This window comes from Sphingomonas sp. PvP018 (genome assembly GCF_017876865.1).
GTDB classification, from domain to species: Bacteria; Pseudomonadota; Alphaproteobacteria; order Sphingomonadales; family Sphingomonadaceae; genus Sphingomonas; species Sphingomonas aerolata.
The window spans coordinates 1,831,843-1,858,255 of record NZ_JAGIOU010000001.1; the positions used below are offsets into that span (position 1 = coordinate 1,831,843).

The 26,413-nt window shown below is 69.2% G+C and carries 25 protein-coding genes; 11 read left to right on the forward strand and 14 right to left on the reverse strand.

Features of this window, described 5'->3' with window-relative positions:
• The first annotated feature begins 163 nt into the window (after positions 1–163).
• From J3A66_RS07955 to J3A66_RS07965, 3 genes are read left to right on the forward strand one after another with little or no spacing between them, the layout of a single operon-like run.
• A complete protein-coding gene (locus tag J3A66_RS07955; RefSeq protein ID WP_348634015.1) occupies positions 164–922 on the forward strand; it encodes a hypothetical protein in 759 nt (252 codons plus the stop codon).
• A complete protein-coding gene (locus tag J3A66_RS07960) occupies positions 919–2,088 on the forward strand; it encodes a M48 family metallopeptidase (RefSeq protein WP_209568139.1) in 1,170 nt (389 codons plus the stop codon). Before J3A66_RS07955 ends, J3A66_RS07960 begins: the two co-directional genes overlap by 4 nt.
• The gene (locus tag J3A66_RS07965) at positions 2,088–2,660 is read left to right on the forward strand and encodes a hypothetical protein (protein ID WP_209568141.1); all 573 of its coding nucleotides are present in this window, start codon (positions 2,088–2,090) and stop codon (positions 2,658–2,660) included. Before J3A66_RS07960 ends, J3A66_RS07965 begins: the two co-directional genes overlap by 1 nt.
• Here J3A66_RS07965 and J3A66_RS07970 read toward each other — a convergent pair.
• From J3A66_RS07970 to J3A66_RS07990, 5 genes are all read right to left on the reverse strand, one after another.
• Positions 2,657–4,888 (reverse strand): ATP-binding protein, encoded by a 2,232-nt coding sequence (locus J3A66_RS07970; RefSeq protein ID WP_209568143.1) that lies wholly within the window; start codon positions 4,886–4,888, stop codon positions 2,657–2,659. The genes J3A66_RS07965 and J3A66_RS07970 overlap by 4 nt on opposite strands.
• A gap of 127 nt (positions 4,889–5,015) precedes the next feature.
• The gene (locus J3A66_RS07975) at positions 5,016–6,689 is read right to left on the reverse strand and encodes a response regulator (RefSeq protein ID WP_209568145.1); all 1,674 of its coding nucleotides are present in this window, start codon (positions 6,687–6,689) and stop codon (positions 5,016–5,018) included.
• Between the two features lie 13 nt (positions 6,690–6,702).
• Positions 6,703–8,211: an ATPase domain-containing protein gene (locus J3A66_RS07980; RefSeq protein WP_234387640.1), complete on the reverse strand. Its 1,509-nt coding sequence runs from the start codon at positions 8,209–8,211 to the stop codon at positions 6,703–6,705.
• 151 nt (positions 8,212–8,362) lie between these two features.
• A complete protein-coding gene (locus J3A66_RS07985; RefSeq protein WP_209568147.1) occupies positions 8,363–10,171 on the reverse strand; it encodes a DUF885 family protein in 1,809 nt (602 codons plus the stop codon).
• Positions 10,172–10,238: 67 nt separating this feature from the next.
• Positions 10,239–10,442, reverse strand: coding sequence for a DUF5818 domain-containing protein (locus J3A66_RS07990; RefSeq protein ID WP_031440577.1), 204 nt, complete (start codon positions 10,440–10,442; stop codon positions 10,239–10,241).
• Between the two features lie 176 nt (positions 10,443–10,618).
• On the opposite strand from J3A66_RS07990, the gene nhaA reads away from it, so the two are divergent.
• Both nhaA and J3A66_RS08000 read left to right on the forward strand, forming a co-directional pair.
• Positions 10,619–12,007 carry a Na+/H+ antiporter NhaA gene (gene nhaA / locus J3A66_RS07995; protein ID WP_209568149.1) on the forward strand — a complete coding sequence of 463 codons (1,389 nt, stop codon included), beginning with the start codon at positions 10,619–10,621 and terminating at the stop codon, positions 12,005–12,007.
• A 57-nt stretch (positions 12,008–12,064) separates the two neighbouring features.
• On the forward strand, positions 12,065–12,382 hold the full coding sequence (locus J3A66_RS08000) for a hypothetical protein (protein WP_244654776.1): 318 nt from the start codon (positions 12,065–12,067) through the stop codon (positions 12,380–12,382).
• Positions 12,383–12,843: 461 nt separating this feature from the next.
• On the opposite strand, the gene J3A66_RS08005 is transcribed toward J3A66_RS08000, so the two are convergent.
• A complete protein-coding gene (locus J3A66_RS08005) occupies positions 12,844–13,092 on the reverse strand; it encodes a DUF2171 domain-containing protein (protein WP_031396615.1) in 249 nt (82 codons plus the stop codon).
• A gap of 56 nt (positions 13,093–13,148) precedes the next feature.
• On the opposite strand from J3A66_RS08005, the gene J3A66_RS08010 reads away from it, so the two are divergent.
• The 5 genes from J3A66_RS08010 (at position 13,149) to J3A66_RS08030 (ending at position 15,320) form a co-directional block, all read left to right on the forward strand.
• Positions 13,149–13,352: a hypothetical protein gene (locus tag J3A66_RS08010; RefSeq protein WP_031396614.1), complete on the forward strand. Its 204-nt coding sequence runs from the start codon at positions 13,149–13,151 to the stop codon at positions 13,350–13,352.
• Positions 13,349–13,612 carry a hypothetical protein gene (locus J3A66_RS08015; protein ID WP_031396613.1) on the forward strand — a complete coding sequence of 88 codons (264 nt, stop codon included), beginning with the start codon at positions 13,349–13,351 and terminating at the stop codon, positions 13,610–13,612. Before J3A66_RS08010 ends, J3A66_RS08015 begins: the two co-directional genes overlap by 4 nt.
• Positions 13,613–13,657: 45 nt before the next feature.
• A complete protein-coding gene (locus tag J3A66_RS08020) occupies positions 13,658–14,713 on the forward strand; it encodes a ribonucleotide-diphosphate reductase subunit beta (protein ID WP_056409090.1) in 1,056 nt (351 codons plus the stop codon).
• A 180-nt stretch (positions 14,714–14,893) separates the two neighbouring features.
• A complete protein-coding gene (locus J3A66_RS08025) occupies positions 14,894–15,064 on the forward strand; it encodes a hypothetical protein (RefSeq protein ID WP_159043616.1) in 171 nt (56 codons plus the stop codon).
• Entirely contained in the window at positions 15,045–15,320 is a 276-nt protein-coding gene (locus J3A66_RS08030; RefSeq protein WP_209568151.1) for a DUF2442 domain-containing protein, read from the forward strand. Before J3A66_RS08025 ends, J3A66_RS08030 begins: the two co-directional genes overlap by 20 nt.
• 140 nt (positions 15,321–15,460) lie before the next feature.
• On the opposite strand, the gene J3A66_RS08035 is transcribed toward J3A66_RS08030, so the two are convergent.
• The 5 genes from J3A66_RS08035 to J3A66_RS08055 form a co-directional block, all read right to left on the reverse strand.
• Complete coding sequence (locus J3A66_RS08035; RefSeq protein ID WP_348634016.1) at positions 15,461–16,225, reverse strand: thermonuclease family protein; 765 nt, start codon at positions 16,223–16,225, stop codon at positions 15,461–15,463.
• A 231-nt stretch (positions 16,226–16,456) separates the two neighbouring features.
• Positions 16,457–17,122 carry a hypothetical protein gene (locus J3A66_RS08040; RefSeq protein ID WP_056409088.1) on the reverse strand — a complete coding sequence of 222 codons (666 nt, stop codon included), beginning with the start codon at positions 17,120–17,122 and terminating at the stop codon, positions 16,457–16,459.
• Between the two features lie 265 nt (positions 17,123–17,387).
• On the reverse strand, positions 17,388–18,008 hold the full coding sequence (locus J3A66_RS08045) for a hypothetical protein (RefSeq protein WP_209568154.1): 621 nt from the start codon (positions 18,006–18,008) through the stop codon (positions 17,388–17,390).
• Between the two features lie 73 nt (positions 18,009–18,081).
• Positions 18,082–18,423 carry a hypothetical protein gene (locus J3A66_RS08050; protein ID WP_037530490.1) on the reverse strand — a complete coding sequence of 114 codons (342 nt, stop codon included), beginning with the start codon at positions 18,421–18,423 and terminating at the stop codon, positions 18,082–18,084.
• A 72-nt stretch (positions 18,424–18,495) separates the two neighbouring features.
• Entirely contained in the window at positions 18,496–19,755 is a 1,260-nt protein-coding gene (locus J3A66_RS08055; RefSeq protein ID WP_209568156.1) for a multidrug effflux MFS transporter, read from the reverse strand.
• Between the two features lie 382 nt (positions 19,756–20,137).
• Here J3A66_RS08055 and J3A66_RS08060 point away from each other — a divergent pair, with 382 nt between their 5' ends.
• On the forward strand, positions 20,138–21,094 hold the full coding sequence (locus J3A66_RS08060; protein ID WP_209568158.1) for an isopenicillin N synthase family oxygenase: 957 nt from the start codon (positions 20,138–20,140) through the stop codon (positions 21,092–21,094).
• Between the two features lie 174 nt (positions 21,095–21,268).
• On the opposite strand, the gene J3A66_RS08065 is transcribed toward J3A66_RS08060, so the two are convergent.
• From J3A66_RS08065 to J3A66_RS08075, 3 genes are all read right to left on the reverse strand, one after another.
• Positions 21,269–22,501, reverse strand: a complete 1,233-nt coding sequence (locus J3A66_RS08065; protein WP_209568161.1) for a M20 family metallopeptidase — start codon at positions 22,499–22,501, stop codon at positions 21,269–21,271.
• 565 nt (positions 22,502–23,066) lie between these two features.
• Positions 23,067–24,710: a helicase HerA-like domain-containing protein gene (locus tag J3A66_RS08070; RefSeq protein WP_056409078.1), complete on the reverse strand. Its 1,644-nt coding sequence runs from the start codon at positions 24,708–24,710 to the stop codon at positions 23,067–23,069.
• A 110-nt stretch (positions 24,711–24,820) separates the two neighbouring features.
• Complete coding sequence (locus tag J3A66_RS08075; RefSeq protein ID WP_209568162.1) at positions 24,821–26,386, reverse strand: Do family serine endopeptidase; 1,566 nt, start codon at positions 26,384–26,386, stop codon at positions 24,821–24,823.
• Positions 26,387–26,413: the final 27 nt, after the last annotated feature.

A 26,413-nucleotide genomic window follows, 5' to 3' on the forward strand; every position in this document is an offset into this window, starting at 1 on the left:
GGCGGGCCCGCCCGCCACCTGATCGAACAGCCTGTCGCGCTCCCCGCGCGACAGGCTTTTTCGTGGGCGCGCGGCCTAGGTCCAAAGCGGGCCGGTCTGCGGCTTGTCGCCCCCGTGCGCGCGGCCTAGCCCGGTCGCCGGGACAGCGCGCTGGGGGGCGTCGATGGGGACAAGGCTCGCGACGCGTCTGGCGATCATGCTGCTGGCCCCGGCCCTGACACTCGCGCCCGCCTCACCCGCCGCCGCCCGCCAGAGAAGCGCGCAGAAGACCGGCTTCACGCTCCCCCCGGGCAGCGGCAGGACCATCCTCCTGATCCGCCCGAGCATACGCGTCGGGGCGCGATCGACCGGCGGGATGTTCGAACCCAATGGCGACTGGACCGACCAGGCCCGCCGCAACATCGAAACCGCACTCGCCGCGCAGCAACAGGCGCTCGGCAACCGCGTGGTCGCCGCGCCCGTAGCGGACGGCGATGCGGCGCGGCTCGTGGCGGACTATGCCGCGCTGTTCGCCGCGGTCTCGCAATCGGTGATCCGCTATCAGTTCTTCGCCGGCGACCGGCTGCCGACCAAGAAACGGGCGACGCAGGCCGGGCGGTTCGAGTGGACGCTCGGCCCGGGGATCGCGCGGCTGCCCGGCGCGCGCGACGCCGATTACGCGCTCTTCCTCAGCACCAGCGACGCCTATGGCTCGACCGGGCGCAAGCTGCTGCAGATCGTCGCGATGCTGGGGCCCGGCATCCCGCTCAGCGCGGGCGAACATGCGGGCTATGCCGGGCTGGTCGATCTGCGGACGGGCGACCTGCTCTGGCTCAACGCCGACCGCGCGATGGGCGGCGACCTGCGCACCCCCGAAGGCGCCGCCCGCCGCGTCCAGCAGCTGCTCGCCGATTTCCCCGGCAGCACCCCCGCCCCCCGATGACCGTCACCGCGCTCGCCCTTGCCCTGCTCGCGGCCACCGCGCCGGCCCCGCCCCCCTATGCCGGCGCCTATCAACCGGTCGGCGTCGACGAGATCGGCGCCTGGGCCGAGGCGGACGAGGACGAACGGCAGCTCGCGCTGTCGCCGCTGCTGATCCGCGACGCCGCGCTCGACGCCTATGTCCGCCGCGCGCTCTGCGACACGGTCGGCGCGGCGCGCTGCGCCGGCGTGCGCGTCTATGTCCTGCGGGTGCCTTTGTTCAACGCAAGCATGGCGGCGAACGGGACGATGCGCGTGTTCAGCGGGCTGCTGCTCCGCGCGCGCAGCGAGGCCGAGCTCGGCGCGGTGCTCGGGCATGAATTCGGGCATTTCGAACGCCGCCACACGCTCGCGCAGTTCCGGGCGCAGCGCACCGGATCCGACCTGCTCGGCTGGGGCGCGGTGCTCGCCGCGATGGCCCCCGATGCCGATCTGCGCCGCCGCTTCGCCACGCTTGGCCGATCGGTCTACGGCGCGCTCTACCGCTTCTCGCGCGATCAGGAGCGCGAGGCCGATCGGCTCGGGATCGGCTATCTCAACGCCAGCCGCCTCCGCCCGCAGGCCGCCGCGCAGCTGTGGCAGAACGCGATCGCCGAGGCCGGGGCCTCCGCGGTTGCGCGCGGCGCGCACCGCCCCCGGCTCGACCGCATCGGCTTCTACGCCTCGCATCCGCCCGAGGCCGAACGCGCCGCCACGCTCGATGCGCTCGCCCTGCCCGACGCGGCGGACCGCGACGACGGCGCCGACCGCCATGCCGACGCGCTCGCGCCGTGGCTGCCGCTGTTCCTCGACGATCAGATCAAGCTCAACGATTTCGGCGCCAGCGCCTATCTGATCGCCGCCTGTGCCGCGCGCGGCTGGACCGCGGCACTCTGGCGCGCGCGCGGCGACCTGCACCGCGCCCGCGGCAACCCCCGCGACCTCGTCAACGCCGCGCACTTCTACGCGCAGGCCACCGCACTCGACCCGGGCCTCGCCGCCGCACAGCGCGGGCTGGGGCTGGCACTGGTCCGGACCGGTCGCCTCGCGGAGGGACAGGCCGCACTGCGCCGCTATCTCGCGCTCGACCCCGCCGCCGGCGATGCGGGCATGATCGCGGCCCTGATCGCCGCCCCGGAGGACCGCTGATGCGCTACCCGCTGCTCCCTGCCCTCCTCATGCTCCTGCCCGCGCCCGCCGATGCCAACGCCTATCGCGCGCAGGGCAAGCCGGTCCGCGTCGCCCGCACGATCACCGTCACCCCGCCGCGCGACTGGAACCAGCTTTCCGCCCGACCGGGCCGCAAGGCCGAGGTCTGGACACTCGACGGTGAGCGGCTCAACGCGGTCACGTGGTTCGGCGGGATCGCACCCGGCGAGGCGCTGCTGCGCGAACCCCGGCGCCGCAGGACGCTGCCCCGCTACACCGGCGCGATGCTGCTCGCCGAGATCCCCGAACTGCTCGAATCGACCTATCGCAGCGCGGGCGGGATCGCGGACTTCACGCTCACCACCGCGGTGCCCGACCCGTTTCTCGGCCATGCCGGCATCCGCTTCGGCTATGCCTATGTCGACGCCGACGATTTGCCGCGTCGGGGCGAGGCACGCGCGGCGATCGTCGCCGGGCTGCTCTACATCGTCACCTTCGATGCGCCGCGCACCGACTATTTCGACCGGCTGCTCGGCGACGTCCACCGCCTCACCGACAGCGCCGTGCTCTAGAACGCGCCCGCCGCCAGCGGCCGGTCCGCCTCCATCACCGCATGCAGCGCGCGCGCGAGCTCCGCCATCGAATAGGGTTTGTGCAACAGCGCAAAGCCCTGCGCGCCGTCCTTCGAAATCACGTCGCTATAGCCGCTGGTCAGCAGCACGCGCATCGCGGGAAAGTCCCGGCGGACATATTGCGCCAGCGCGACGCCGTTCATCCCCGGCATCACCACGTCGGAGAACATCACGTCGAACGCGTCCACCTCCCGCGTAAGGATCGCCAGCGCCTCCTCGGCATCGCGCGCGAACACGATCGCGTGCCCCAGATCGGCGAGCGCGGACATCGCGAAGTCGCCGACCGCGGCATTGTCCTCGACCACCAGGATCCGCAGCGACGGCCCGTCGCCGCGCGCCTCCGCCGCGATGCCGACCCCCGCCGGCACGCCGGTCGGATCATGCGGCAGATACAGCGTGAAGGTCGCGCCTGCGCCCGGCGTGCTCTCGACGATCACCTCGCCGCCCGACTGCTTCACGAAGCCGAACACCTGCGACAGGCCCAGCCCGGTGCCGTGGCCGATCGCCTTCGACGTGAAGAACGGCTCGAAGATATGCTCGATATGCGCCGGGTCGATCCCGCTGCCCGTGTCGCGTACGCCGATCGTCACGAAATCGCCGTCGCGCGCGACATGGCCGCGCACCGCCGGGATCCGCGCCGCGCGCCCGACCACGATCCTCAGCGCGCCGCGCCCCGCCATCGCGTCGCGCGCATTGACCGCCAGATTGACGATCGCGGTCTCGAGCTGGCTCGCATCCGCATGCGTCAGGCACGGCGTGTCGGGCAGGCTCAGCGCGATGTCGATGAACGATCCCGACAGCGTCGCCAGCATGTCGGTCATCCCGCTGACGACGGCGCGGACGTCGAGCACCTCGGGGGTCAGCGACGATCGCCGCGCAAAGGCGAGCAGCTGGTTGGTCAGCTTGGTCGCGCGATCGGCGGTGTCGGCGATCGCGGTGATGTAGCGGTCGCGCCGATCCGCGCTCAGGTCGGGCCGCCGCAACAGGTCGGTCGATCCGCGGATCACCGTCAGCAGGTTGTTGAAATCATGCGCGATACCCCCGGTAAGCTGGCCCAGCGTCTCCATCTTCTGCGCCTGGCGCAGCGCCTCGTGCGCCTGGGTCAGCTCCGCGGTCCGCTCCGCCACGCGCTGTTCGAGCGTGTCGTTGACCTCCTGCACCGCCTTGAACAATTGCGCATTGTCGATCGCGATCGCCGCCTGCGCCGCGACGCCGACCAGCAGCCGCTCGTGCCGTTCGCCGAAGCGGCCCGGCTCGGAATGGCCGAACAACAACCCGCCCAGTACCACCCCGGTGCGCGACGTGACCGGCACCGACAAATAGCTCCGCACCGGCAGATGCCCGCGCGGCATCCCGTAATGCGGCGCGCTCTTCCCGTAGCGCGGGTCGGTGCGGATATCGTCCGAACGGATCACGCCCTCGTTGCGGAAGGTCGGTCCGAACACCGCGGTCGCGCGCGGCCGCCCGAGCTTCTCGAACGCCGCACGCTCCGCCCCGGCCAGCGTGAACAGGTGCAGCCGCTCGCCGGTCTCGTCCATCAAATTGTGGAAATACGCCCCGAACTCCGCCCCGGTCAGCTTGACCCCCGCATCGGTGACCATCTGGATCAGCGGCTCGAGCTCGAGCTCGGCGACCAGCGCCGCGCCGGTGACGTTCAGTGTCTCGAGGCTGTGCGTCTCCCAGCGCAGGCTGCGCTCGGCGAGCACCGCGTCGGTCGTCTCGATCACCACCGCCAGCACGCCCGCGGGCACCCCGTCCGCATCGAGCACGGGCGAATAATTGAGGTCGAGGAACACCGTCTCGGGCTCGCCATGGCGGTACAGCGTCAGCTCCTGCCGCGCATAGCTCCGCGTCTTGCCGGCCATCCCGGCGCGCACCACGCCGTCGTTGAACGCCGCCGCCTCCGTCCAGGCCTCGCGCACCGGCATGCCGAGGATCGCGGGGTGCTTGTCCTGCGCGATCGTCGCATAGCGCGCATTGTAGAGCAGGATCCCCTCCTCGCCCCACAGCAGCGCCATCGGCACTGGCGCGCGCAACAGGATCGACACCACGGTCCGCAGATGCGGCGGCCAGCCCTCGATCGGCCCGAGCGGGGTCGCCGACCAGTCGAACGCAGCGATCAGCGCCGCGAGCGGTCCGTCACCCAGGAATCCATGCCGCTCAGTCACGCTGCCCCACCTTGCCCCCACCCCGGGTCCGAAATCCTGCGTCCCTGATCACCCTACACGCACGGGCCTTACCCCATCCTATACACCGCACCGCCACCGCGAAACGCTGCAATGTCCGTCACCTGCGCTACTGCGTCGACTCCGCCGACAGTGCGTCGCCGATCCGCGCCGCGACCTCGCCGATGCGATAGGGTTTCTTCAGCACCGTCTCCGCCGCCAGCTCGTCGCCGAACGTCGCGACATCGGCATAGCCGCTCGCGAACAGCAACGGCATGGCGGGGGCGACCGCGCGGATCCGCCGTGCCAGGTCGACGCCCGACATGCCCGGCATCACCACATCGGTCAGCACCAGGTCGAACGACGCGCGCCCGAATTCGGTCAGCGCCTCGGTCCCGCTCGCCGCCGCGACCACCTGATAGCCGATCTCCTCGATCATCTGCGCTGCGACCCCGCGGACGTCATTGTCGTCGTCGACCACCAGGATCCGCTGCCGCGACCCGGTCGCCTGGGTCAGCCGCTCGATCGCGACCGGATCGGCGACCTCGGTCGTCCGCGGCAGGTACAAGGTGATTACCGTCCCCTCGTTCTCCGCGCTGACGATCCGGACCGTGCCGCCCGACTGGCGGGCAAAGCCGTAGACCTGCGCGAGCCCCAGGCCCGTGCCCTTGCCCTGCCCCTTGGTGGTGAAGAACGGCTCGAACGCACGCGCCAGCACTGCAGGGGTCATGCCCGCACCGGTATCGGCGACCTCGATCGCGACATAGGCGCCCGGGTTCAGCTCGGCGGTCAGCGCGTCGGGCACCGCGGCCAGGTTGCGCGTCGCGATCCGCACCACTCCGCCCGACGGCATCGCGTCGCGCGCGTTGATCGCCAGGTTGAGCAGCACGACCTCGAGCTGCGTCGGATCGACCATCGCGCGCCAGACATCGTCCGCCAGGTCGAGCTCGACCGTCACCGCCGCACCGATCGACCGCGCGAGCAAATCCGCCATCGACGCGACGACCTGATTGGGCTCGACCGGCACCGGCGACAGATGCTGGCGCCGCGAAAAGGACAGGAGCTGCGCGGTCAGCGTCGCGCCGCGCTCGCCCGCCTGCAACGCCATGCTCGCCAGCCGCCGGATCTTCTCGTCGTCGGTCCGCCGCAGCAACAGGTCGAGCGAGCCGATCACCGCGGTCAGCAGATTGTTGAAATCATGTGCGATGCCCCCGGTCAGCTGGCCGATCGCCTCCATCTTCTGCGCCTGCACCAGCCGCGCCTCGGCCCGCTCGCGCTCGGCGATCTCCGCGGTCAGCCGGTCGTTCGCCGCCGCCAGCTCGCGCGTCCGCGCCTCGACCTTCGCCTCCAGCGTGTCGGCCAGATCGCGCAGCTCGGCGCGCGCCTTTTCGCGGTCCTCGAAATGCCGCGCGGCCAGCCGCTGGCGTTGCCGCGCGCGCAGCGCCGCCCGCGCCGCGCTGACCAGCGACGCAGGATGCAGCGGGCGTTCGAGCAGCGTGACGTTGGCGACCGCCTCGACCTCGCGCGCGCCGCGCCGCGGTTCGCCGCGCTTGCTCAGCAGGATGAACGGAAAGTCGGACCAGGGCGCCTGCGCCGCGATCGCCGCGAGCAGCCGCTCCTGGTCGAGCCGCGACAGCGCGTCGTCGGTCAGGATCGCGCCGGCATGCGTGCCCCCCGCGATCGCCGCGAACAGCGCGGTCCCGTCGGCATCCGGCACCGCGGCGATATCGGCAGAGCGCAGCACCTGCGCGGTCACGTCGGCGTCGCGGCCGGTCGGCGCGACCACCAGGAAATCGTCGGTCATCATCGCCGGTCGGTCAGGATTCGTCACGGTTCGTCAGCAGGGCGGCGCTGCCCCCATATTCGGGCGTGCCGGTCAGCACACCGCGAAACCCGGTAAGCTGCGGCCCGACGCGGATCCCGCCGCTGTCGATCCGGAACTCGCGCAAGGTCCCCTCATGCGGACCCATCCGGCGTTTCAGGAACGACATCACCCGCCGGATCGCGCCATCCGCCTCGAAGAACCTGAGCAGCATCACTGAATCCGCCAGATAGGTCAGGTCGACCGGCGACTGCATCGTCCCGATCATCCCCGCCTGCGTCAGCACCAGCAGCCCCAGCACGCCCTGCTGGTTCAGATAGGTCACGACCTCGTGCATCTGCAGCAGCATGTGCTGCTCCTCGGGCATGGCGAGCTGATAGCCCGACAGCGAATCGAGCACGACCACCGTCGCGCCGACCCGCTCGACCTGGTCGCGGATGATCCCGGTCAGCTCGCCCGGCGACAATTCGCCCGGATCGACCTGGCGGAAACACAGCCGCCCCGCCGCGACATGGTCGCTCAAGTCGAGGTCCATCCCCGCCGCGCGGCGCATGAACACGCGCTCGGTCTCGTCGAAGCTGACGAACAGCGCCTTCTCCCCGCGTTCGAGTGCGGCGAAGACATATTGCAGCGACAGCGTCGTCTTGCCCGATCCCGACGGCCCGATGATCAGTGTCGTCGTCCCGTAATCCAGCCCGCCGCCCGACAGCGTGTCGAGCTCCTCGATCCCGCTCGACGCCAGCCGGTCGACGAAACCGGTATCGGGATGCGCGACCGCGGTCAGCCGCGGAAAGATCTGCAGCCCGCCGCGCCGGATCACGAAATCATGAAAGCCGCCGCGAAACGCGCGCGCGCGCATCTTGTACACGCGCAGCCGCCGCCGCTCGGATCCATAGGGCAACGCGATCTGTTCGAGCCGGACGACGCCGTGTGCCAGGCTGTGCAGGCTAAGATCGTCCTCGGTCTGCGTCAGATCGTCGAGGAACAAGGCGGTGCAGCCGCGCTGCGCGAAATAATGCTTGAGCGCGAGCAGCTGCCGGCGGAACCGCAGCGGCCCCTGCGCGAGCAGGCGGATCTCGGACAGGCTGTCGAACACGATCCGCGTCGGCTCGACCTTGCTGACCGCCTCCATCACCATGTTGACCGTCTCGCCGAGTTCGAGATCGGACGAATAGACGATCGACTGTTCGCGATCGACGTCGAGGCTGAGCTCGGGCGGCACCAGTTCGAAGATGTCGACCCCGGTCATGTCCCAGCCATGCGTCCTGGCGACATGGAGCAGCTCGTCGCGGCTTTCCGACAGCGTGATGTACAGGCACCGCTCGCCCGCATCGCGCCCGGCGAGCAGGAACTGCAGCCCGAGCGTCGTCTTGCCCGACCCCGGCTCGCCCTCGATCAGGTGGACGCGGTTATACGCATAGCCGCCGTCGAGGATATAGTTCAGCGGGTCGAGGCCGGTCGATACGACGCTCCCGTCGGAGGGTGATGACGGTTCTTGGCGCACGCGACATTTCTCCAGGCCAGTCCGGGCGCCGCGCCGGACCATGTCCGGTTCGAGAGCCCCCGCCCAACAACCCCCCGGCAACGCACAAGTTTCCGCTGCGGAATTTTTGCAAAAGTCACCGCGGTCCGGCCGCGTCGGCAAGCTGGGGGGCCTAAGCCCCCGCCCCCGTCCGGCGCACCACGCGTTCGAGGATCGCCAGCGGCATCGCTCCCTTCAGCAGCACCGAATGGAAGCCCTTCGGCGTATATCCCGGCCGCGCCTTCGCCTCGTCGCGCAGGCGGGTCCACACCGTGTGGCCGATCTTGTAGCTGCACGCCTGACCGGGCCACACGGTGTAGCGGTCGATCTCGCCCTGGCTGCGGCCGCGTGCGATGCCTGTCGTCGCGATCAGGTAATCGGTCGCCTTTTCGCGGCTCCAGCGTTTCGCGTGCATCCCGCTGTCGACCACCAGCCGCGTCGCGCGGAACAGCAGCGACTGCAGATAGCCGACCTGCCCCAGCGGATCGCCCTCGTACATCCCCATCTCGTCGGCGAGCTGTTCGGCGTAAAGCGCCCAGCCCTCCGAATAGCCGCTGAAGAACCCGCGCCGGCGGATCAGCGGGATCTGCTCGCTCTCGAGCGCGAGGCTGACCTGGAGGTGATGCCCCGGCACCGCCTCGTGATGCGTCAGCGTGGCGAGCCCGAATTTGGGCCGGTCGAACGTGTCGCGCAGGTTGATGTAATAGATCGCCGGTCGCGACCCGTCGAGCGAGGCGTTCTGGTAATAGCCGCCCGGCGCGCCCGCCTGGATCGTCGGCGGCACGCGGCGCACCTCGACCGGCGCCTTGGGCAGGCTGGCGAACGCCTCGGGCAGCCGCGCCTGCATCGCGACGATCTGCCGGTTGAGATGCGCGAGCAACGCGTCGCGGCCCGCATCGGTGTTGGGGTAAAGCTGGTCGGGTCGCTTGTTCAGCGCCACCAGCCGCTCGCCGACGGTGCCTTGCGTCATCCCCTGCGTCTTCAGGATGCCGTCGATCCGCGCGCCGATCTCGGCGACCTGCGCGAGGCCGAGGCGGTGGATCTCGTCCCCGCTCATCGCCACCGTCGTCGCGGCCTCCGCCGCCGCGGCATAATAGGCGTCGCCATCGGGCAGCCGCCAGCAGCCCGCATCGTGCACCGCCTTGGCGCGCAACTCGGCGACCAGCGCACGCTGCCGCTCGAGCGCGGGGCGGACGTCGCGCTCGACGATCGCAGTCGCGCGCGCGACGCGGTCGTCGGGCAGCCCCGCGGCCTTCAGCTTGGTGGCGAAACTCGTCACCATCACGCTCTCCGCGGCCGCGCCCTCCATCGCGCTGCCCAGCTGTTTCAGCGTCGTGTCGAGGATATAGTCAGGCGCGAACACGCCGCGTGCCGCGTCGCTGCGCTGCTGCTCGCTGCTGTCGTCGATCGCCTTGGGCAGCGCGGACAGTCGCTGCAGATACGCGTCCGCCTCGCCCGCATCGCGCACCCGCGTCTGCGATTCGAGGAAATCGGGCACGTCGCGATACGGCCCGGTCAGCTGGCTCAGCACATAGGGGGCGAACCGCCCGAGGCTGCTGCCATAGGTGAACCGCTTCGCGCCCGCGACCGCGCGCGTCAGCTGATAGGTCACGATCTCGTGGTCGAGCGCGGCGTCGCTCGACAGCCCGCCCGTCCCGAACGCGCGCAGCTCGGCGAGTTCCTTGGTCGCCTGCGCCAGCTCGCGCGCACGTCCCGCCGCCGACTGGTCGTCGAGCCGCGCCTTCAGGCCGCTGCGCGTCCCCGTGTCGAGCCCCAGCCGCGTCGCCTGTTCGGGCGAGTCGTCGAGCCGCGCATAGAAGAACCGGTCGAGCATCGTGCGCAGTGCCGCATCGCGCGATCCCGCCGCGGCGGCCCCCTTCAGCGGGACCGCGCCGATGACGGACGCGGCAGCGGCACTCGTTAGAAACCGACGACGATGCATGGACTACTCCCCTGATTCGGGGAGGGGTGTAGCATCCGGGCGGCAGCGATCCACCCCGGGCCGCCTCTCAGACCGGCGAGACGCCGTCCGCATTCACCAGATCGTCGCCGACCAGCGTGCCGACCAGCCGGACGCGCTTCTCGACCAGGTCGACCGGCGTGCGGTGGAGCTCGAGCTCGTAGCGCCCGCCCATGTCGCGGCGCAGATAGAACGCACCGCCGTCACGGATCAGCGTCCCCGTCTCGTCGATCTTGGTTCCGATGGTCGTCATGGCGCGCGGCCTCCTGCCAGCGGCGATACCGCAGGTGACGCGCGACGCAACCCCCGGCGGCGTCGGTCCGCCGGCAGAAGTGTCCCACGCGCCCAAGGGATACGGCAAGGGATACGACAGGCGGTCTGCACCGTTATACCCGCACGCGCGTCCTGCCGACGCGATCCTGGAACATCATGGCCCTCACCCCCCGTCTCTCCGGCAAGCTGGCGGCGCGCGCGCATCATTCGCCCGCCGCCGCCGGTTTCCTCCACCGCCTCGCGCCGTTCTTCGCCGCCGATCAGGTCGTTGGCGGGCCGCTGCTCATCGCCACGATCGTCGCCTTGGTCTGCACCAACCTGCCGATCGCGCATGATTATCAGACGATGTGGGACAGCACGCTCGAAATCCGGCTCGGCAGCTTCCGCGCCGCGCACCCGCTCGCCGACTGGGTGAACGAGGCGCTGCTGCCGCTGTTCTTCCTGATCATCGGCGCGGAGGTAAAGCGCGAATTCACCAAGGGCGCGCTGTCGACCGTGCGCACCGCGATGTTCCCGCTCGCCGGCGCGATCGGCGGGATCCTCGTCCCCGTCGCGGTCTATCTCGCCTTCAACTACGGCACCGAAGCCGCGAGCGGCTGGGGCACCGTCATCACCTCGGACACCGCGTTCGCGCTCGCGATCATCGGCATGTTCGCGACCCGGCTGCCGGTCTCGATCCGCGCGGTGCTGCTGGCGTTTGCCGCGATCGACGATGTCGGCGGGCTGCTCGTCATCGCGGTCGCCTATACCGGCACCCTGGTCCTGCCGATGCTCGTCGTCGCGGCGGTCGCCTATGTCGCGATCTTCGTGCTGCTGCGGCTGAAGCTCGTCTCGCCCATCCCCTATGTGCTGCTCGGGCTGATCGTCTGGGCGGGCGTCTATGCGTCTGGCATCCATGCGACGATCGCCGGGGTGATGCTCGGGCTGTTGTCGCCAACCCAGTCACGGCTGTCCGAGCGCCGCTTCGCGGAGCGCGTCCAGGCCCCGATCGACCGCTTCAAGCGGGCGGTCGACGAGGCGGAGTCGGGCGACCCCGAGGACAATGAGGAAATCCAGCGCAAGGCGCAGCAACAGCTCGGCTATATCCAGGAAATGACCGAGGCGACCGACGAACCCGCCGAACGCCTCGTCCAGATGCTCAACCCCTGGGTGTCCTATGTCGTCCTGCCGCTGTTCGCGCTGTCGGCCGTGCGGATCCACTTCTCGTCGGACCTGCTCGCCGACGCCGCGGGATCGCTGCTCGGGATCGGCGTGTTCGCAGGCCTCGCGTTCGGCAAGCCGCTCGGCTTCGTCACCGCGACCTGGCTCGCGGTCAAGGCGGGCGCTGCCGAACTGCCCGACGCGGTCACCTGGCGGATGGTGCTCGCGATCGGTGCGCTGTCGGGGATCGGCTTCACCATCTCGCTGTTCATCGCCAATCTCGCCTTTCCCGATGCGCAGCGGACCGAGATGGCGTCGCTCGCGGTGCTCGCCGCGTCGCTCGCCTCGGGTGCGCTCGGCTATGTCCTGCTGCGCACCGCCGCGGCGCGGACCGAGGCCGGCTGACCACGGAACCTCCGCCGGCCACCGGGCGCTTCCATGGGGTTCTCGCGTGATGGAGGTATGACGATGACCGAAGCCTATTGGGGCGACACGACGCCGCCCGACATCGACTGGCGGATGAGCGCCGCGCTCGAAAACGTGCCCCGCGGCGACACCGACGTCGCCGAGGTGACCAGCCTGGAGACCGCGGTCCGCACCTGGACCACGCTCGATCCCGAGCATCAGCGCGCCGCGACACTCACGCCCGAGCATGCGCTCCAGATCGGCCCCGAGGGCGCGGTCCGGCACTTCACCGGCGACGCGATCGCAGCGCTCGCCGCACTGCTCCCGACCGCCGGGCGCGCGGCCCCGGTCGACGACGACCCCACAGCTGCCTGATCGCGTCGTTTCGGGGCCCGGACAGCGCCTGTCCGGCCCCGAAACCCGCGGAATTCCGCGGGCTCGCAGGGGTCTCGACCACCCGAGCCCGCCCCGACGCCCGATCCCGTATCTGGTGTCGAAACGCGCCCCACCACACCATCCCTAGGTGCAAGTCGGATAATTCGCGGCTCTTATCGAAATAAGTGCATAGCGATATCCGGCCCGATCATGTAGATAAATGGCGTCACGCAGCGCCGCCCATCGGCGACGCCGGGCCCAGCTAGGACGGAGACGACATGCGCAGCAAATCGCACTCTGCCGCCGGGCGGACATCGGCCGACGCCACCCCGATTCGGGTGCCCTGTGCCACGGCCCGCAGCCGCGTACGTCCGACGCGAAAAGGGCGCCCCGGATCGCTCCGGAACGCCCCTGTCGTGCACTCGGCGCGCCCCCTCCGCTCGGGAGAGGGCGCCGCGCGGTTACTCGCTCTCTTCGAACGTCAGCGCGTTCGCGCCGGTCGCGCTCAGGCGGACCTTGTCACCCTCGATCTCGGCGACGAGGCCGAGCGAGATGTAATGGTGCTTCGCGCCCTGCCCGTCCTGCGACTGGGGCGAATCATTCTTGGTCAGCTTGATGCGGTCGCCGTCGACATGATCGACGGTACCGACATGAACGCCGTCCGCGCCGATGACTTCAGCGTGTTCCTTGATCTGGGTTGCGTCGACCATTTTGCGTCTCCTGTGGTGGGTCCGGGTGCAGAACGCGCGTCTCGGGCATTGGTCGCATGACCTATGGCAGCGCCATCATGTTTGTCGTCGCGGCCCTGCTCGGGATCATCGGCGTCGCGATGCTGTTGCGGCTGCGCAGCCCCGATGTCAGCGACAAGCAGGTCTATGCCTTCCGGATGATCGGCATCATGCTCACCTCGGGCGCGATCGTGCTCGCGCTTTCGGCGGGCGCGATGTGGCAATGGACGCTCGAATCGTGAACACGCTCGTCCTGATCCTCGCGGTCGTCGGCATCTGCGCGGCGAACATGATCCTCGGCCGTCACTGGAGCCGGCTCGACCATAATCCCTGGTCGGGCGACTTTCGCGGCGAGACCTTCTGGGGTCCGACCCCCGGCTGGAACCCCGGCGCGCTCGACATCGGCAAGATCCGCCAGCGCGGCCGCGTGCTGATGATCGCCGCACCGATCGCGTCGCTGCTGTTCCTCGTCGTCGTCATCACCAGTTCAAGCCGTTTCTAGATTCACCAGTTTCCTCAATTTCCCAAATTTCTCCCGGAGTATCCCATGTCCCTCCTCGAAGCCCGCAAGCAGTACAAGCCGTTCGAATACCCCTGGGCGTTCGAATTCTGGAAGCGTCAGCAGCAGCTCCACTGGCTCCCCGAGGAAGTGCCCTTGGGCGAGGATTGCCGCGACTGGGCGCAGAAGCTCAGCGATCACGAGCGCAACCTGCTGACGCAGATCTTCCGCTTCTTCACCCAGGCCGACGTCGAGGTGCAGGATTGCTACCACGAGAAATACGGCCGCGTGTTCAAGCCGACCGAGATCAAGATGATGCTGGCCGCGTTCAGCAACATGGAGACGGTGCACATCGCCGCCTACAGCCATCTGCTCGACACGATCGGCATGCCCGAGAGCGAATATGGCGCCTTCCTCGAATATGCCGAGCTGAAGGACAAGCATGATTACATGCAGAGCTTCGGCGTCGACAATGACGAGGATATCGCGCGCACGCTCGCGATGTTCGGCGGCTTCACCGAGGGCGTCCAGCTCTTCGCCTCGTTCGCGATGCTGATGAACTTCCCGCGCTTCAACAAGATGAAGGGCATGGGCCAGATCGTCACCTGGTCGATCCGCGACGAATCGCTGCACTGCGAGGGCATCATCAAGATGTTCCACACCTTCTGCGCCGAGCGTCAGTGCCTCACCAAGGCGGTCAAGGACGACATCGCCGATGTCTGCCAGACGACGATCCGGCTCGAGGACAACTTCATCGATCTCGCCTTCGAGATGGGTCCGGTCAACGGCATGACCCCCAAGGAGATCAAGAAGTATATCCGCTTCATCGCCGACTGGCGCATGACGCAGCTCGGCCTCAAGCCGATCTACATGATCGACGAGCACCCGCTCCCCTGGCTCGCCCCGATGCTCAACGGCGTCGAGCACGCCAACTTCTTCGAACAGCGCGCCACCGAATATTCGAAGGCCGCGACCAAGGGCCAGTGGAACGACGTCTGGGACAGCTTCGACAAGCGCCAGACCGCCAAGAAGGGCCCCGCCGCGAACGAAGACCTCGCCGACGGCGGCGACATGTTCTCGCTGGCTGGGGTTGCGGCGGAATAAGTCGCGCCGCGCGCGGGTTTAGCCACCGCTAAACCCCGCCCCGGCAGCGCGACCGGCCGGCGGCGCCATCAGCGCCGGCCGACGGCATGGGCTTTGCCCATGCCGGCCTCGTTCTGCAGACGGCAGGTGACAAACCCCGGCAAGGCGACGATGATCGCCGAGGCTTGGAGAGTCAGACTGATGGGCATCAAAACGACCGGCTGGAGCCCAACCGCGCATCTCGATAGCGATGCCGCAATGCTCGCCTATCTCGAAGCGGTCTTCGAAGACGGCGACCCGGCGTTGATCGCTGCCGCACTTGCCGACGTGGCCCAGGTCCGCAGCAGTGTCGGTGCAGACGTTCGTGATTAACCTCGTTCGCCTCGCCATTACCGGCGACGATACGCTGGACCTCGTCTTTTCGGACGGCAGCGCCGCGCACTGGTCCGCGGCGGACCTCATAACCCGCGACACGGTCATGACGCGCCCGCTCGCCGACCACGCCTATTTCGCCCGCGCCTTTATCGAAGGCGGCGCGCTGGCCTGGCCGAACGGCTTCGAACTGTCCGCCGACGCGCTGCATCAGCGTCTGGCAGCCAAGGACCTGCTGATCCGCAACGCCGCCTGAAAGGCGGCCTGTGCGGCACGCCTCGCCTGATTCCGAAAGGGTCGTCATTTCTGCGAGGGCGGGAACCCAAACGGGCTGAACCGACTTCGTGATCGCCGCCGTGGACCCAGTGCCGTCACGTTACGACGACCAGAGCCCCCTCAGCACCAGGGCGACCGCTTCCCCCCGCCATAACGCCGCGCCAGCCCCTCGCGGACCAGCGTGTCGCCCAGCGACCGCCCGTCGCGCTGCACCAGCCGCAGCTTCCGCCCATATTTGTCGACGTCGCGCTTGATCCGCGTCAGCGTGAACGGCCCGGCATTGAGCAGCGCCTGCATCCGGAGCGTCGCGCGGTGGCCCGCGCGTGCCTCGGCCTTGCAGCGCGGCGGGTGCGTTTCGGGGGTGTCGATATCGGCGATGCGGATCTTGGTGCGGTTCATCCAGAAGGTGTCGCCATCGACCATGCAGTTGACCCGCTTGGCCCGGCCACAGATCGTGAAGCGCGCCGACACCGCCTTCCCCGCCCCCACCGCGCCGGCCCCAGCCCCGGACACGGCCCCAGACCCCGCCCCGACGATCAGCCCGCCCGCCGCGCCCGCCGCCGCAGCCGCCGCGGTCGCGGCCGTGCTGCCCAGACCCGCGGCAGACGGCGCGACATCGGTGGCGGTATCGCGCAGCCGTCCCCAGCCGCCCGGCACGTGGAGCTGCCCCGCGGGCCAGGTCACGCCGAATCCGGTCGGCCATTCGACCTTCAGGCCCGGCGGGACGAGCGGCGACCAGTCGATCTTGCGCAACGTCGGCACCATCAGCCCGATCAGCACGCCGTAGAACACCAGGCGGAGCTGTAGCGCGAGACCCGGACCGCTCCGACGACGAGCGCCACCCGTCCCGCGATTGCCGCTCAGCAACCGCATAAAATCAAACACATACTCCATCGCCTTTCGCGCCTACGCGGCCACGAGTCGATGTCACTCGCCCGTCGACTCACATGCGGCGAAGCGAGTCGGAAATGCGCCAGAACGCATCGGGAACATCAGGAGGACGTCATGGCACCGCCCGACGCCTCTCCACGCGGCCCGGCCGATCCGCGCCGGACACAAAAAGGGCGGGGTGCGATCGCTCGCACCCCGCCCGATTTCACGTACCTAAGCCAAGGCTCAGAAGTGCGTGACGATACCCAGCATCGGGCGGAAGCTCTGCGCGTCGCCGAAGGTGTTGACCTCGGCGCGGATGCGGAAGCCGGCGTTGCCGGTGATGCCCTTCAGGCCGATGCTCTGCGGACCGACTTCGGCGCCGATGCCGTAGGTGATCGCGCTATAGTCGCGGTTCGTGTTCGGAACCGTGTTCGACAGGCCCGAGAAATGGTCGAAGTTGACCCACTGGTAGCCGACCTTGCCGTAGATCAGGCCGCTGTCACCAGCGCGGAGACCGAAACGGCCTGCTGCGCCATACTGCCAGTCGATGTTGCCATCGATGCCCTTGATCACGTTACCTTCTGCGCCGACGAAGACCGGGCCCAGCGGAACGTTGACGCCCAGGACGCCCTGAACGAGCGAACCCGAGGGCTTGTAGCCGCGACGCAGCGTGCCGTTGGCGTTCAGCGCCTGCGGGATGCCGTGGCCGGCTTCGTTGTCGAACTGCTCCCAACCGCCCATGACGCCGAAATACGGCTCGATCCCGAAGGCCTTCGAGCCGTCCGGTGCAGCGGCTTCGCCGGGCGCTGCGCTGTTGTCGGTGGGGGCAGGAGCCGACATGTCCTGCGCGAACGCCGGAGCGGCGAGGGCGGCTGCTGCGATGGCGACTGCGATGGAAAGCTTACGCATATTCGAATGACCTTCTTGTTTCGTTCTGGGTCCCGCCGCCCCGGACAACCCGTGGCGCGTGACACTCAGGCCCTCCAAACAGGTCGATGACGAAAATGTTGCACCGCCGTGCGTCGATTTCGGGAACAATCGCCGGCTGTGGCAAGATGGCAACGGTTTCTGACGGTCCGATGAACGAACAGGGGCGAAACCGCGGCCATCATGGCGGCTTCGTGGCTTTTCCCGGGCGTCGGCAAGACGCTACGGATACCCGGGTTTCAGCGGCTTAGCGGCGTCTGGGCGCGCTGGTGACGGGCGCGCGCGGCGGCGGGATCACCGGGTCGACCGAGGTGGATTCGATCCGCCAGAGATGCGCCTCGGCGCTCGCGGTCTCGATCCCGTCATTGACGCGGTGCAGCAGAACCATCCCGTCATCGGCAAAGCGCGTCCCGTCGCTCAGCGTCCCCGTCACGCGCACCGGGACCGAGATGTGCAGCTGGCCCGCCCCGGCATCGACACTGCCCGGCGCGGCGACGCTGGCATCGTATCGGGCATAACGTGCGAACCGGCCCGCGAACCCCGCACGGTCTAGCGTTGAGGATTCGCCGTCGCGACACCAGAGCGCGCGCGCCCCGACAAAGTCACGCGCCGCGATCCGCTGGTAATAGCGTCGCACCACCGCCGCCGCCGCCTCGGGCAAGGTCTCGGGCGCCGCCGCCGCGATCTTGGTGGTGCCGACGGGATGCCGGCCGGGGCGGCTGTCTGCCGCATAGCGCGCGATGTTCTGCTGCGCGCGCGCCGCCGCCGCGGTGACGTCGAGCTGCTGCTGCTTTGGGTCCGAGCAGCCGCCCAGGCCGCATCCCAGGAGGATCGGCATCACGCCGCCGGTTGCGATCACGATACGCACGCGCGCCTCCTACATCGAAGCGGGACGCGCGTGCGGGGATCGCTGCCGCACGCGCGTCGGGGGATCGCAGGGATCAGGGCTTCAGCGCGACGTCGTCGGCATCGTCCAGCTCGTCATCGTCGATGCTGCCATCGTCGAGCTCGTCCTGCACATCGTCCTCGTCGATATCATCCTCGTCCATCGTCACGGTCGAATCGGTCTGGCCGACCGCTTCCGAATCCATGTCGATGTCGTCGATCGGCTCGTCCTCGTCGTCGTCCGTGCCCAGATCGGGGCTCAGATCGGTGACGATCGCGCCGTCGACCGGGCCGCTGCGTGTCGCCTCGAGGATCTCGGCGCGCTGGCTCTCGTCATAGCCGTCCTCGTCATACCCGTCGTCGCCCGTGCCCATGCCGGGAACCTGATGTCCGCCCATGCTATCGCTCCTGCTCAGGCCGCGTCGTGCGGTCTCGCGTCAAGGAACGGCGGGCACGCGTGCCCGGTTCCGTCACTCGGCCGGTTTGACGACGATCGCAGGCCGGAACAGGCGGCCCCGTTCCGTCAGCGCGACGACTGCCAGCGCCGCGAGCCCCGCGAGCAGGAAGCCGAGCACCAGCGGCACCGTCGTCCCGTCGAACGCCTGGCCGATCATCGCGCCGATCACCGCGCCCGCGGTGACGCTGACGAACCCCTGCACGCTCGACGCGGTGCCGGCGATCCGCCCCATATTCTCCATCGCCATCGCTGAGAAATTCGACGTCGCCAGCCCGAAACAGCCGAGCGTCAGTGCCTGGAACACCGCAAAGCTGGTGAGCGATTCCCAGTTCGCCTCGATCGCGCCCAGATGCACCAGCGACACCAGGATCAGCCCCGACAGCGCGCAGTGGCTGATCAGCCGCGTGCCGAGCTTCATCACGATCCGCGAATTCATCAGATTGGCCGCCGCCATCGTCACCGAGGTGACCGCGAAGATCAGCGCGAGCAGGTCGGGCTTGGCGAACACGTCCGCCATGATCTGCTGGATCGAGTTGAGATAGCCATAGAGCGACCCCATCAGCGCGGTCGCCGCCAGCGTATAGCCGAGCGACAGCCGGTCGCTGAGCGTCTGCCGCCAGTCCGACAGGATCCGCGCCGGCGTGATCGGCAGGACGTTCTCGGGCGCCAGCGTCTCGGGCATCCGCACCCAGAACCAGGCGAGCACGACCAGCGTCAGGCCTGCGATCACCCAGAAGATCGCGCGCCAGTCGCCGAACTGCAGCACGCTCCAGCCGAAGGTCGGCGCCAGGATCGGCACGATCATGAACACCATGAACGCGATCGACATCACCCGCGCCATCGCCCGCCCGTGATAGCAGTCACGCACCAGCGCGATCGTCGCGACCCGCGCCGCCGCGATCACCGCACCGCCTGCGACCCGCGCGATCAGCAGCAATGTGAAGCTTCCCGCCAGCGCGCAGGCGACATTGGCGAGCGCGTACAGCCCCAGCGACCAGAGCAGCACCGTGCGGCGCCCGAACCGGTCGGCGAGCGGCCCGTGGACGAGCTGCGCGACGCCGAAGCCGATGACGAACGCGGTCACGATATATTGCCGGCTGTTCTCGCTCGCGATCCCCAGCGACTCGCCGATCGCGGGCAGCGCGGGCAGCATCGAATCGATCCCCAGCGCGGTCAGCGACATGAGGGCTGCGACCAGCGCCACGAACTCGACAAAGCCGATCGGCGCGCCGCGCATCGCAGGCGCGTCGGATACTAAGGTTTCTGCGGTCATGATGCGGCGCCCTACCGCGTTATCGCTACCTACGAAACCCGCTATCCACCCTGCCACGCGCACGAATGCGACGCGCCCAATCCCCCGGGAGGCCACGCCCCCAATCCCCCCCCACAGCAACGCTCCCCAATCCCCCGGCGGCAACGCCCCCAACCCCCCGGCAGCAACGCCCCCCAACCGTCATCCCCGCGAAGGCGGGGATCCATACCGGCAAGCCTCACGACTCCATCACCGACGTCCGAACATCTGGATCCCCGCCTCCGCGGGGATGACGGCAAGAGAGGTGCCGGAATCGCCCCGCCACCCCGCGAAATCCCGCCAGGCAATTGGCACCGCGCGCCCGCGTCGCTATATCGGCGCTCCCCTATCCGGACATCCTTCCATGCTCGACAGCCCCGCCGCCCAGGTTCCCACACTCAGCCTCGCCGATCAGGCGCGCGACCCCGACGGCTTTGCCGCCGCGCTCGGCAACTCGTTCGAACGCTTCGGTTTTGCGATCGTCGCCGATCACGGCATCCCGACCGAGCTGATCGACCAGGCCTGGGCCGAGACCAAGGCGCTGTTCGAGCTGCCCGAGGACGAAAAGCGCGGCTATTTCGCCCCCGGCGGCGGCGGCGCGCGCGGCTACACCCCGTTCAAGACCGAGATCGCCAAGGACGCCAAGGTCGTCGACCTCAAGGAATTCTGGCACGTCGGCCGCGAGCTCCCCGCCGGCCACCGCTACGCGGCGCAGATGTCGCCGAACGTCTGGCCGACCCGTCCCGAGGGCTTCAAGCCGGTCTTCCTCGACCTGTTCAAGGCGTTCGACACCGCGGGCGACAAATTGCTCTCCGCGATCGCGCGCCACCTGAAGCTCGCGCCCGACTGGTTCGACCCCGCGGTCAAGGACGGCAACAGCGTCCTGCGCCTGCTCCACTACCCGCCGATCCCCGCCGATGCCGAGGGCGTCCGCGCCGGCGCGCATGAGGACATCAACCTCATCACCCTGCTGCTCGGTGCGGAAGAGGCGGGCCTCGAACTGCTCGACCGCGCCAACGGCCGCTGGCTGTCGATCAAGCCGCCCGAGGGCGCGATGGTCGTCAATGTCGGAGACATGCTCCAGCGGCTGACCAACCACGTCCTGCCCTCGACCACGCACCGCGTCGTCAACCCGCCCCCCGAACGCCGCGGCCATTCGCGCTACTCGATGCCCTTCTTTCTGCATCCCGCGCCGGATTTCCTGATTCAGACGCTGCCGGCGACGGTCACCGCGGAAAACCCCAACCGCTACCCCACCCCGATCACCGCGCACGACTATCTCTACGAACGCCTGGTAGAGATCGGCCTGATCAAGAAGTAACCGCCCCCCGCTACCACCCCGGCGAAGGCCGGGGCCCAATTGGGGGACGGCAGTAACCGCGGGCACCGCTCCGTTACGCCAACCTCTCCACCTGGACCCCGGCCTTCGCCGGGGAGGAACAACAGGGTGGCGCGCACGCTCCCCCGGATCAGTCCGGCGGAGCGCACGCCCCCCTCAATCGAACCCGTTCGCCAGAAACCGCTCCGCCACCGCGCAGTGCACCGCGATCCCGTGCGCCATCACCCGCTCGTCGATCGTCATCTTCGTGTTGTGCAGCGGCGGGTTGGTCCGCGGGTCGCTCCCCTCGGGCGCAGCCCCGATGAACGCCATCGCGCCGGGCAGCTTCTGCAGCACGTAGGAGAAATCCTCCGCCCCCATCATCGGCGGCATCACCTGATAGGCGCCCTCGCCGCCGATCGTCGTCGCCACCGCCTTGATCAGATCGGTCGCGCGCGGATCGTTCACGGTGACGGGATAGCCCTGCTCGATCGTCGGCGTCCCCACCGCGCCATGCGCCGCGGCGATCCCCTCGACCATCCGCACGAACGCCGCGCGCAGCTGTTCGCGCGTCCGCTCGGACAGCGTCCGCATCGTCCCCAGCATCTCGACGCTCGACGGAATGACGTTGTGCGCCGACCCCGCATTCAGCTTGGTGATCGACAGCACCGCCGGATCGGTCACCGCCACCTGCCGCGCGACATAGGTCTGTAGCGCGGTGACGATCTCGCACGCGATCGGCAGCGGATCGAGGCAGTCGTGCGGCATCGCCGCATGCCCGCCGCGCCCGGTGATCGTCGCGCGCAGCGTGTCGGTCGACGCCATCAGCGTCCCCGACCGGCTGACGACATGCCCCATCGGCATGTTGGGCGAGATGTGCAGTGCGAACCCCGCCTCGGGCAATGGCGCATCGAGCAGCCCGTCGGCGATCATGTGCCGCGCACCGTGATGCCCCTCCTCGCCCGGCTGGAACATGAACACGACCGTCCCCGGCAGATCGTCCCGCCGCGCGCACAGCGCCTTGGCCGCGCCGACCAGCATCGCGGTATGCGAATCATGCCCGCATGCATGCATCGCCCCGTCGACCTTCGACGCGAACGGCAGCCCGGTCTCCTCCTGCATCGGCAACGCATCCATGTCGCCGCGCAGCAGCACGGTCCGCCCATTGCCCCCCGCGGTACCGCCGCCCCGCCCGCCGCGCAGGATCGCGACGAAGCCGGTGGTCGAGGTCCCCTCGCGGATCTCGAGCGGCAGCCCCGCCAGCGCCGCCTTCACCTTGTCCGATGTGCGCGGACAGTGCAGCCCGACCTCGGGATCCGCATGGATCGCGCGCCGCAACTCGATCGCCGCATCGAGGCTCTCCTCACCGATCGCGGCCCAGTCGGTGGTGGATTCGAAATCGAGCGACATGATCGGGTACCTTTGCAAGACGTGGTGCACCGGCCCGGCCAACGCCCGGCCCGTGCCGATGCCGCCCTATACCACAGCACCCCACCCCCTCCACCACCCCGGCGAAGACCGGGGGAGGTGCAAGCGAGATCGGACCCGCCAGACCCCACCACCCCGGCGAAGGCCGGGGCCCAGTTGGGGCACGCCAGTGATGCAGGACGGCGCTCCGTTACCGCGACCTCCCCAACTGGGCCCCGGCCTCCGCCGGGGTGGTATGCGGGAGATCACACGCCCCCGCTCCCCCTTGTGTCCCCGCGAAGGCGGGGACCCAGTCTGGGCACCCGCCTTCGCGGGTGACCATGGGGAAGGACACGCCAGCCCCCACACCCCCCACCACCCCGGCGAAGGCCGGGGCCCAGTTGGGGCACGCCAGTGATGCGGGACGGCGCTCCGTTACCGCGACCTCCCCAACTGGACCCCGGCCTCCGCCGGGGAGGCGGCTTCGGGGGCTGGGCAGCTTGGAGGGCGGGGCGGCTTCGCAGGGTGGGGCGCTTCGGGTGCGACGACCGTCCGCACCCCACCCCCATCACCCCCGAAACAACCCCCCCAACACCCCGCGCAGCACGCTCCCCACAAGACCACCCCCCGACGCCCCGCCGCGCGACCGCGACCGGCTGGTCGTCCCGAACACCTGTTTCCCGATCTCGTTCGCCACCTGCCGCCCGATCGACGAGCTCGCCGCCCGCGTCGCGGACGACGCCATCTTCGCCCAAGGTGAATCCGCCGCCTCGCGCTCCGCCGCGCGCTCCACCCGCTCAGCCTCGCGCTCCGCCGCCCGCGCCTCGCGCGCCGCCTTCGCGTCGAGCTTCGCCTGCGCCACCGCCGCCTTCTCCGCCGCGGTCGTCGCCTTCGCCTCGGCCGCTGCCGCGCTCGCCGCCTCGGTCTTCGCCGCGAGCAGCTCCTCCGCCGACTCGCGATCGACCAAAGTGTCGTATTTCGCCCCGATCGCATCCGTCTCGATCATCACCGCGCGCTCGGCGGGTGTGATCGGCGCGACCCGCGACACCGGCGGCTTGATCAGCGTGCGCGCAACCGGCGTCGGCGATCCGTCCGCCTGCAACAGCGACACCAAGGCCTCCCCCACCTTCAGCTCGGTGATCGCGGTCGCGACATCGACCCCCGGATTGGCCCGGAACGTCTCCGCTGCGGAGCGCACCGCCGCCTGGTCGCGCGGCGTGAACGCGCGCAGCGCATGCTGCACCCGGTTGCCGAGCTGCCCCGCGATCGTCTCGGGAATGTCGATCGGGTTCTGCGTGATGAAATACACCCCCACGCCCTTCGACCGGATCAGCCGCACAACCTGCGCGATCGTGTCGAGCAGCGCCTTGGGTGCGGCATCGAACAGCAGATGCGCCTCGTCGAAGAAGAAGCACAGCACCGGCTTGTCGGGATCGCCGATCTCGGGAAGCTGCTCGAACAGCTCGCTCATCAGCCACAACAGGAACGTCGAATAGAGCTTGGGGCTCGCCATCAGCTTGTCCGCGGCAAGGATGTTGACCAGCCCCCGCCCCCGGTCGTCGACGCCGATGAAGTCGCGCAATTCGAGCGCGGGCTCGCCAAAGAAATGCTCCGCGCCCTGCGACCGCAACTGGAGCAGCGCACGCTGGATCGCGCCGATCGACTGTTTCGACACGTTGCCGTACGTCGTCGTCAGCTCGTCCGCCCGCCCCGCGCACTCGCTCAGCATCGCCTGCAGATCGTCGAGATCGATCAGCAGGAGCCCTTCGGTGTCCGCGACGTGGAAGGCGATCGTCAGCACCCCCTCCTGCACCTCGTTCAGGTCGAGCAGCCGCGCGAGCAGCACCGGCCCCATCTCGCTGATCGTCGTGCGGATCGGATGCCCCTGCTCACCGAACAGATCCCAGAACTGCACCGGCGTGTCCGCATAGGCCCAGCCGTCATCGCCGATCGCGCTCGCACGCTCGGCAAAGATCGCATGCGTCTTCGCCGTCGGCGACCCCGCCATGGCGAGCCCCGACAGGTCGCCCTTCACGTCCGCGACGAAGCACGGCACGCCGTTCGCGGAAAACCCCTCGATGATCCCCTGCACGGTCACGGTCTTGCCCGTCCCCGTCGCGCCCGCGATCAGCCCGTGCCGGTTCGCGCGTCTGAGCTCGAGCGTCTGCCGCGTACCGTCCGCGCTCGCGCCGATGAAGATGCCGTCGCCCATGCTGCTATGTCCTCGCTGTCGATCCCGATCCTAACCCCGCGCCCCGCAAAGAAAAAGGACCGCCGCTCGGGTGAGCGACGGTCCTTCGGGACACGCGAGTGTCGGGTAGATTACTTGATCTTGACCGGCAGGAACTGCGCCGGCCCGCGCCCGCGCTTGACCTGCAACAGCACCTGCGGGCGCCCGGCGGCCTTGGCCGTCGTGACCGCGCCCTGCAGCTCGGTTGCGCTGCGCACCGGCGTGCCGTTGACCGAGATGATCACGTCGCCGCGCTTGAGCTTGCCGAACGCATCGCTCGTCTGCGCGACGGCCGCGATCACCACGCCCTGCGTGCCCGCCTCGACGCCGACCGCCTGCGCGATCGCCGGGGTCAGCGGCTGGACACCGATCCCGAGCGCTGCACCCGCGGTGGGTGCCGCGCCGGTCGCTGCGTCATCGTCATCGCCGTCGTCGGTGCCGAAGCCCTGCGCGTCGCCGCCCAGCGTCGCCGCCAGCTTGTCAGCACTCGGCCGTGGCACGACGACCACGTTCGCGCTCGTCGGCTTGCCGTTGCGCAGGATGTCGAGCCGCGCGGTCTGACCCGGCTTCACGTTCGACACGAGATAGGACAGCGACTGGTCGACCGTCACGACCTGGCCGTTGACCTTGGTCACCACATCGCCCGCGCGCACGCCGGCGCGCGCCGCGGGCCCGCCCGCGGTGACGTCGTTGATCAGCTCGCCCTGGTTCTTGGCGATGCCGAGCGCCGCTGCGGTATCCTCGTCGATCGTGCCGCCACGGCCCAGCGTCACGCCGATATAGCCGCGCTCGATCGTGCCACCCTTCATGAAGGTCGCGATGATCGGCTTGGCAGTCGCCGCGGGGATCGCGAAGCCGATGCCGATATTGCCGCCCGACTGGCTGAAGATCTGCGAATTCACGCCGATCACATTGCCGTTCAGGTCGAACATCGGCCCGCCCGAATTGCCCTGGTTGATCGACGCGTCGGTCTGGATGAAGCGGTCATACGCGCCGCCCTGCCCGGTGACGCGGTTGATCGCCGAGATGATCCCCGCGGTCACCGTGCCGCCCAGCCCGAACGGCTCGCCGATCGCGACGACCCAGTCGCCGACGCGCGCGCCGTTCGAATCGCCGAACTTGACGAAGGGCAGGTTCGGCGCGTCGATCTTCAGCAGCGCCAGGTCCGATTCCTGGTCCTTGCCGATGACCTTGGCGACATATTCCTTCTTGTTGCTCAGCGTCACCGTGATCGAATCGACCGTCGCGCCCTGCGCGCCCGGCGAGATCACATGGTTGTTGGTGACGACATAGCCGTCCGCCGAGATCAGGAAGCCCGAGCCGAGCGACGCGCCCTCGCGCTTGACCGGCGGGCCACCCTGCGGACCGCCGCCCATGCCGCCGAACAGCTCGCCGAACGGCGTGCCCGCGAACGGGTTGGCCTGCTGCTTCTGGACGATCGTCTGCTTGGTCGAGATGTTCACGACCGCGGGCTGGAGCCGCGCGACCATGTCGGCAAAGCTCATCGGCGCGCCGGGCTTGGGCACGACCGCCTGGATCGCACCGGGTTCGTTCTGGGCGACCTGGCCGGTCCCCGAAGAGGTGCCGGGCTGGAGCGCGAGCGTCGCGGTCGCGCCGCCGAGCAGTAGAGCGCTGGTAATGGCGTAGGCGTAACGCACTGGATATTGTCCTCTCGTTTCATCGTC

What these genes read in the sequence shown, in the direction of transcription:
- J3A66_RS07955 (WP_348634015.1), top strand. Translation starts at nt 164, where the DNA reads ATGGGGACAAGGCTCGCGACGCGTCTGGCGATCATGCTGCTGGCCCCG.
- J3A66_RS07960 (WP_209568139.1), top strand. Translation starts at nt 919, where the DNA reads ATGACCGTCACCGCGCTCGCCCTTGCCCTGCTCGCGGCCACCGCGCCG.
- J3A66_RS07965 (WP_209568141.1), top strand. Translation starts at nt 2,088, where the DNA reads ATGCGCTACCCGCTGCTCCCTGCCCTCCTCATGCTCCTGCCCGCGCCC.
- J3A66_RS07975 (WP_209568145.1), bottom strand. Translation starts at nt 6,689, where the DNA reads ATGACCGACGATTTCCTGGTGGTCGCGCCGACCGGCCGCGACGCCGAC.
- J3A66_RS07985 (WP_209568147.1), bottom strand. Translation starts at nt 10,171, where the DNA reads ATGCATCGTCGTCGGTTTCTAACGAGTGCCGCTGCCGCGTCCGTCATC.
- J3A66_RS07990 (WP_031440577.1), bottom strand. Translation starts at nt 10,442, where the DNA reads ATGACGACCATCGGAACCAAGATCGACGAGACGGGGACGCTGATCCGT.
- nhaA (WP_209568149.1), top strand. Translation starts at nt 10,619, where the DNA reads ATGGCCCTCACCCCCCGTCTCTCCGGCAAGCTGGCGGCGCGCGCGCAT.
- J3A66_RS08000 (WP_244654776.1), top strand. Translation starts at nt 12,065, where the DNA reads ATGACGATGACCGAAGCCTATTGGGGCGACACGACGCCGCCCGACATC.
- J3A66_RS08005 (WP_031396615.1), bottom strand. Translation starts at nt 13,092, where the DNA reads ATGGTCGACGCAACCCAGATCAAGGAACACGCTGAAGTCATCGGCGCG.
- J3A66_RS08010 (WP_031396614.1), top strand. Translation starts at nt 13,149, where the DNA reads ATGACCTATGGCAGCGCCATCATGTTTGTCGTCGCGGCCCTGCTCGGG.
- J3A66_RS08020 (WP_056409090.1), top strand. Translation starts at nt 13,658, where the DNA reads ATGTCCCTCCTCGAAGCCCGCAAGCAGTACAAGCCGTTCGAATACCCC.
- J3A66_RS08025 (WP_159043616.1), top strand. Translation starts at nt 14,894, where the DNA reads ATGGGCATCAAAACGACCGGCTGGAGCCCAACCGCGCATCTCGATAGC.
- J3A66_RS08040 (WP_056409088.1), bottom strand. Translation starts at nt 17,122, where the DNA reads ATGCGTAAGCTTTCCATCGCAGTCGCCATCGCAGCAGCCGCCCTCGCC.
- J3A66_RS08050 (WP_037530490.1), bottom strand. Translation starts at nt 18,423, where the DNA reads ATGGGCGGACATCAGGTTCCCGGCATGGGCACGGGCGACGACGGGTAT.
- J3A66_RS08055 (WP_209568156.1), bottom strand. Translation starts at nt 19,755, where the DNA reads ATGACCGCAGAAACCTTAGTATCCGACGCGCCTGCGATGCGCGGCGCG.
- J3A66_RS08060 (WP_209568158.1), top strand. Translation starts at nt 20,138, where the DNA reads ATGCTCGACAGCCCCGCCGCCCAGGTTCCCACACTCAGCCTCGCCGAT.
- J3A66_RS08065 (WP_209568161.1), bottom strand. Translation starts at nt 22,501, where the DNA reads ATGTCGCTCGATTTCGAATCCACCACCGACTGGGCCGCGATCGGTGAG.
- J3A66_RS08070 (WP_056409078.1), bottom strand. Translation starts at nt 24,710, where the DNA reads ATGGGCGACGGCATCTTCATCGGCGCGAGCGCGGACGGTACGCGGCAG.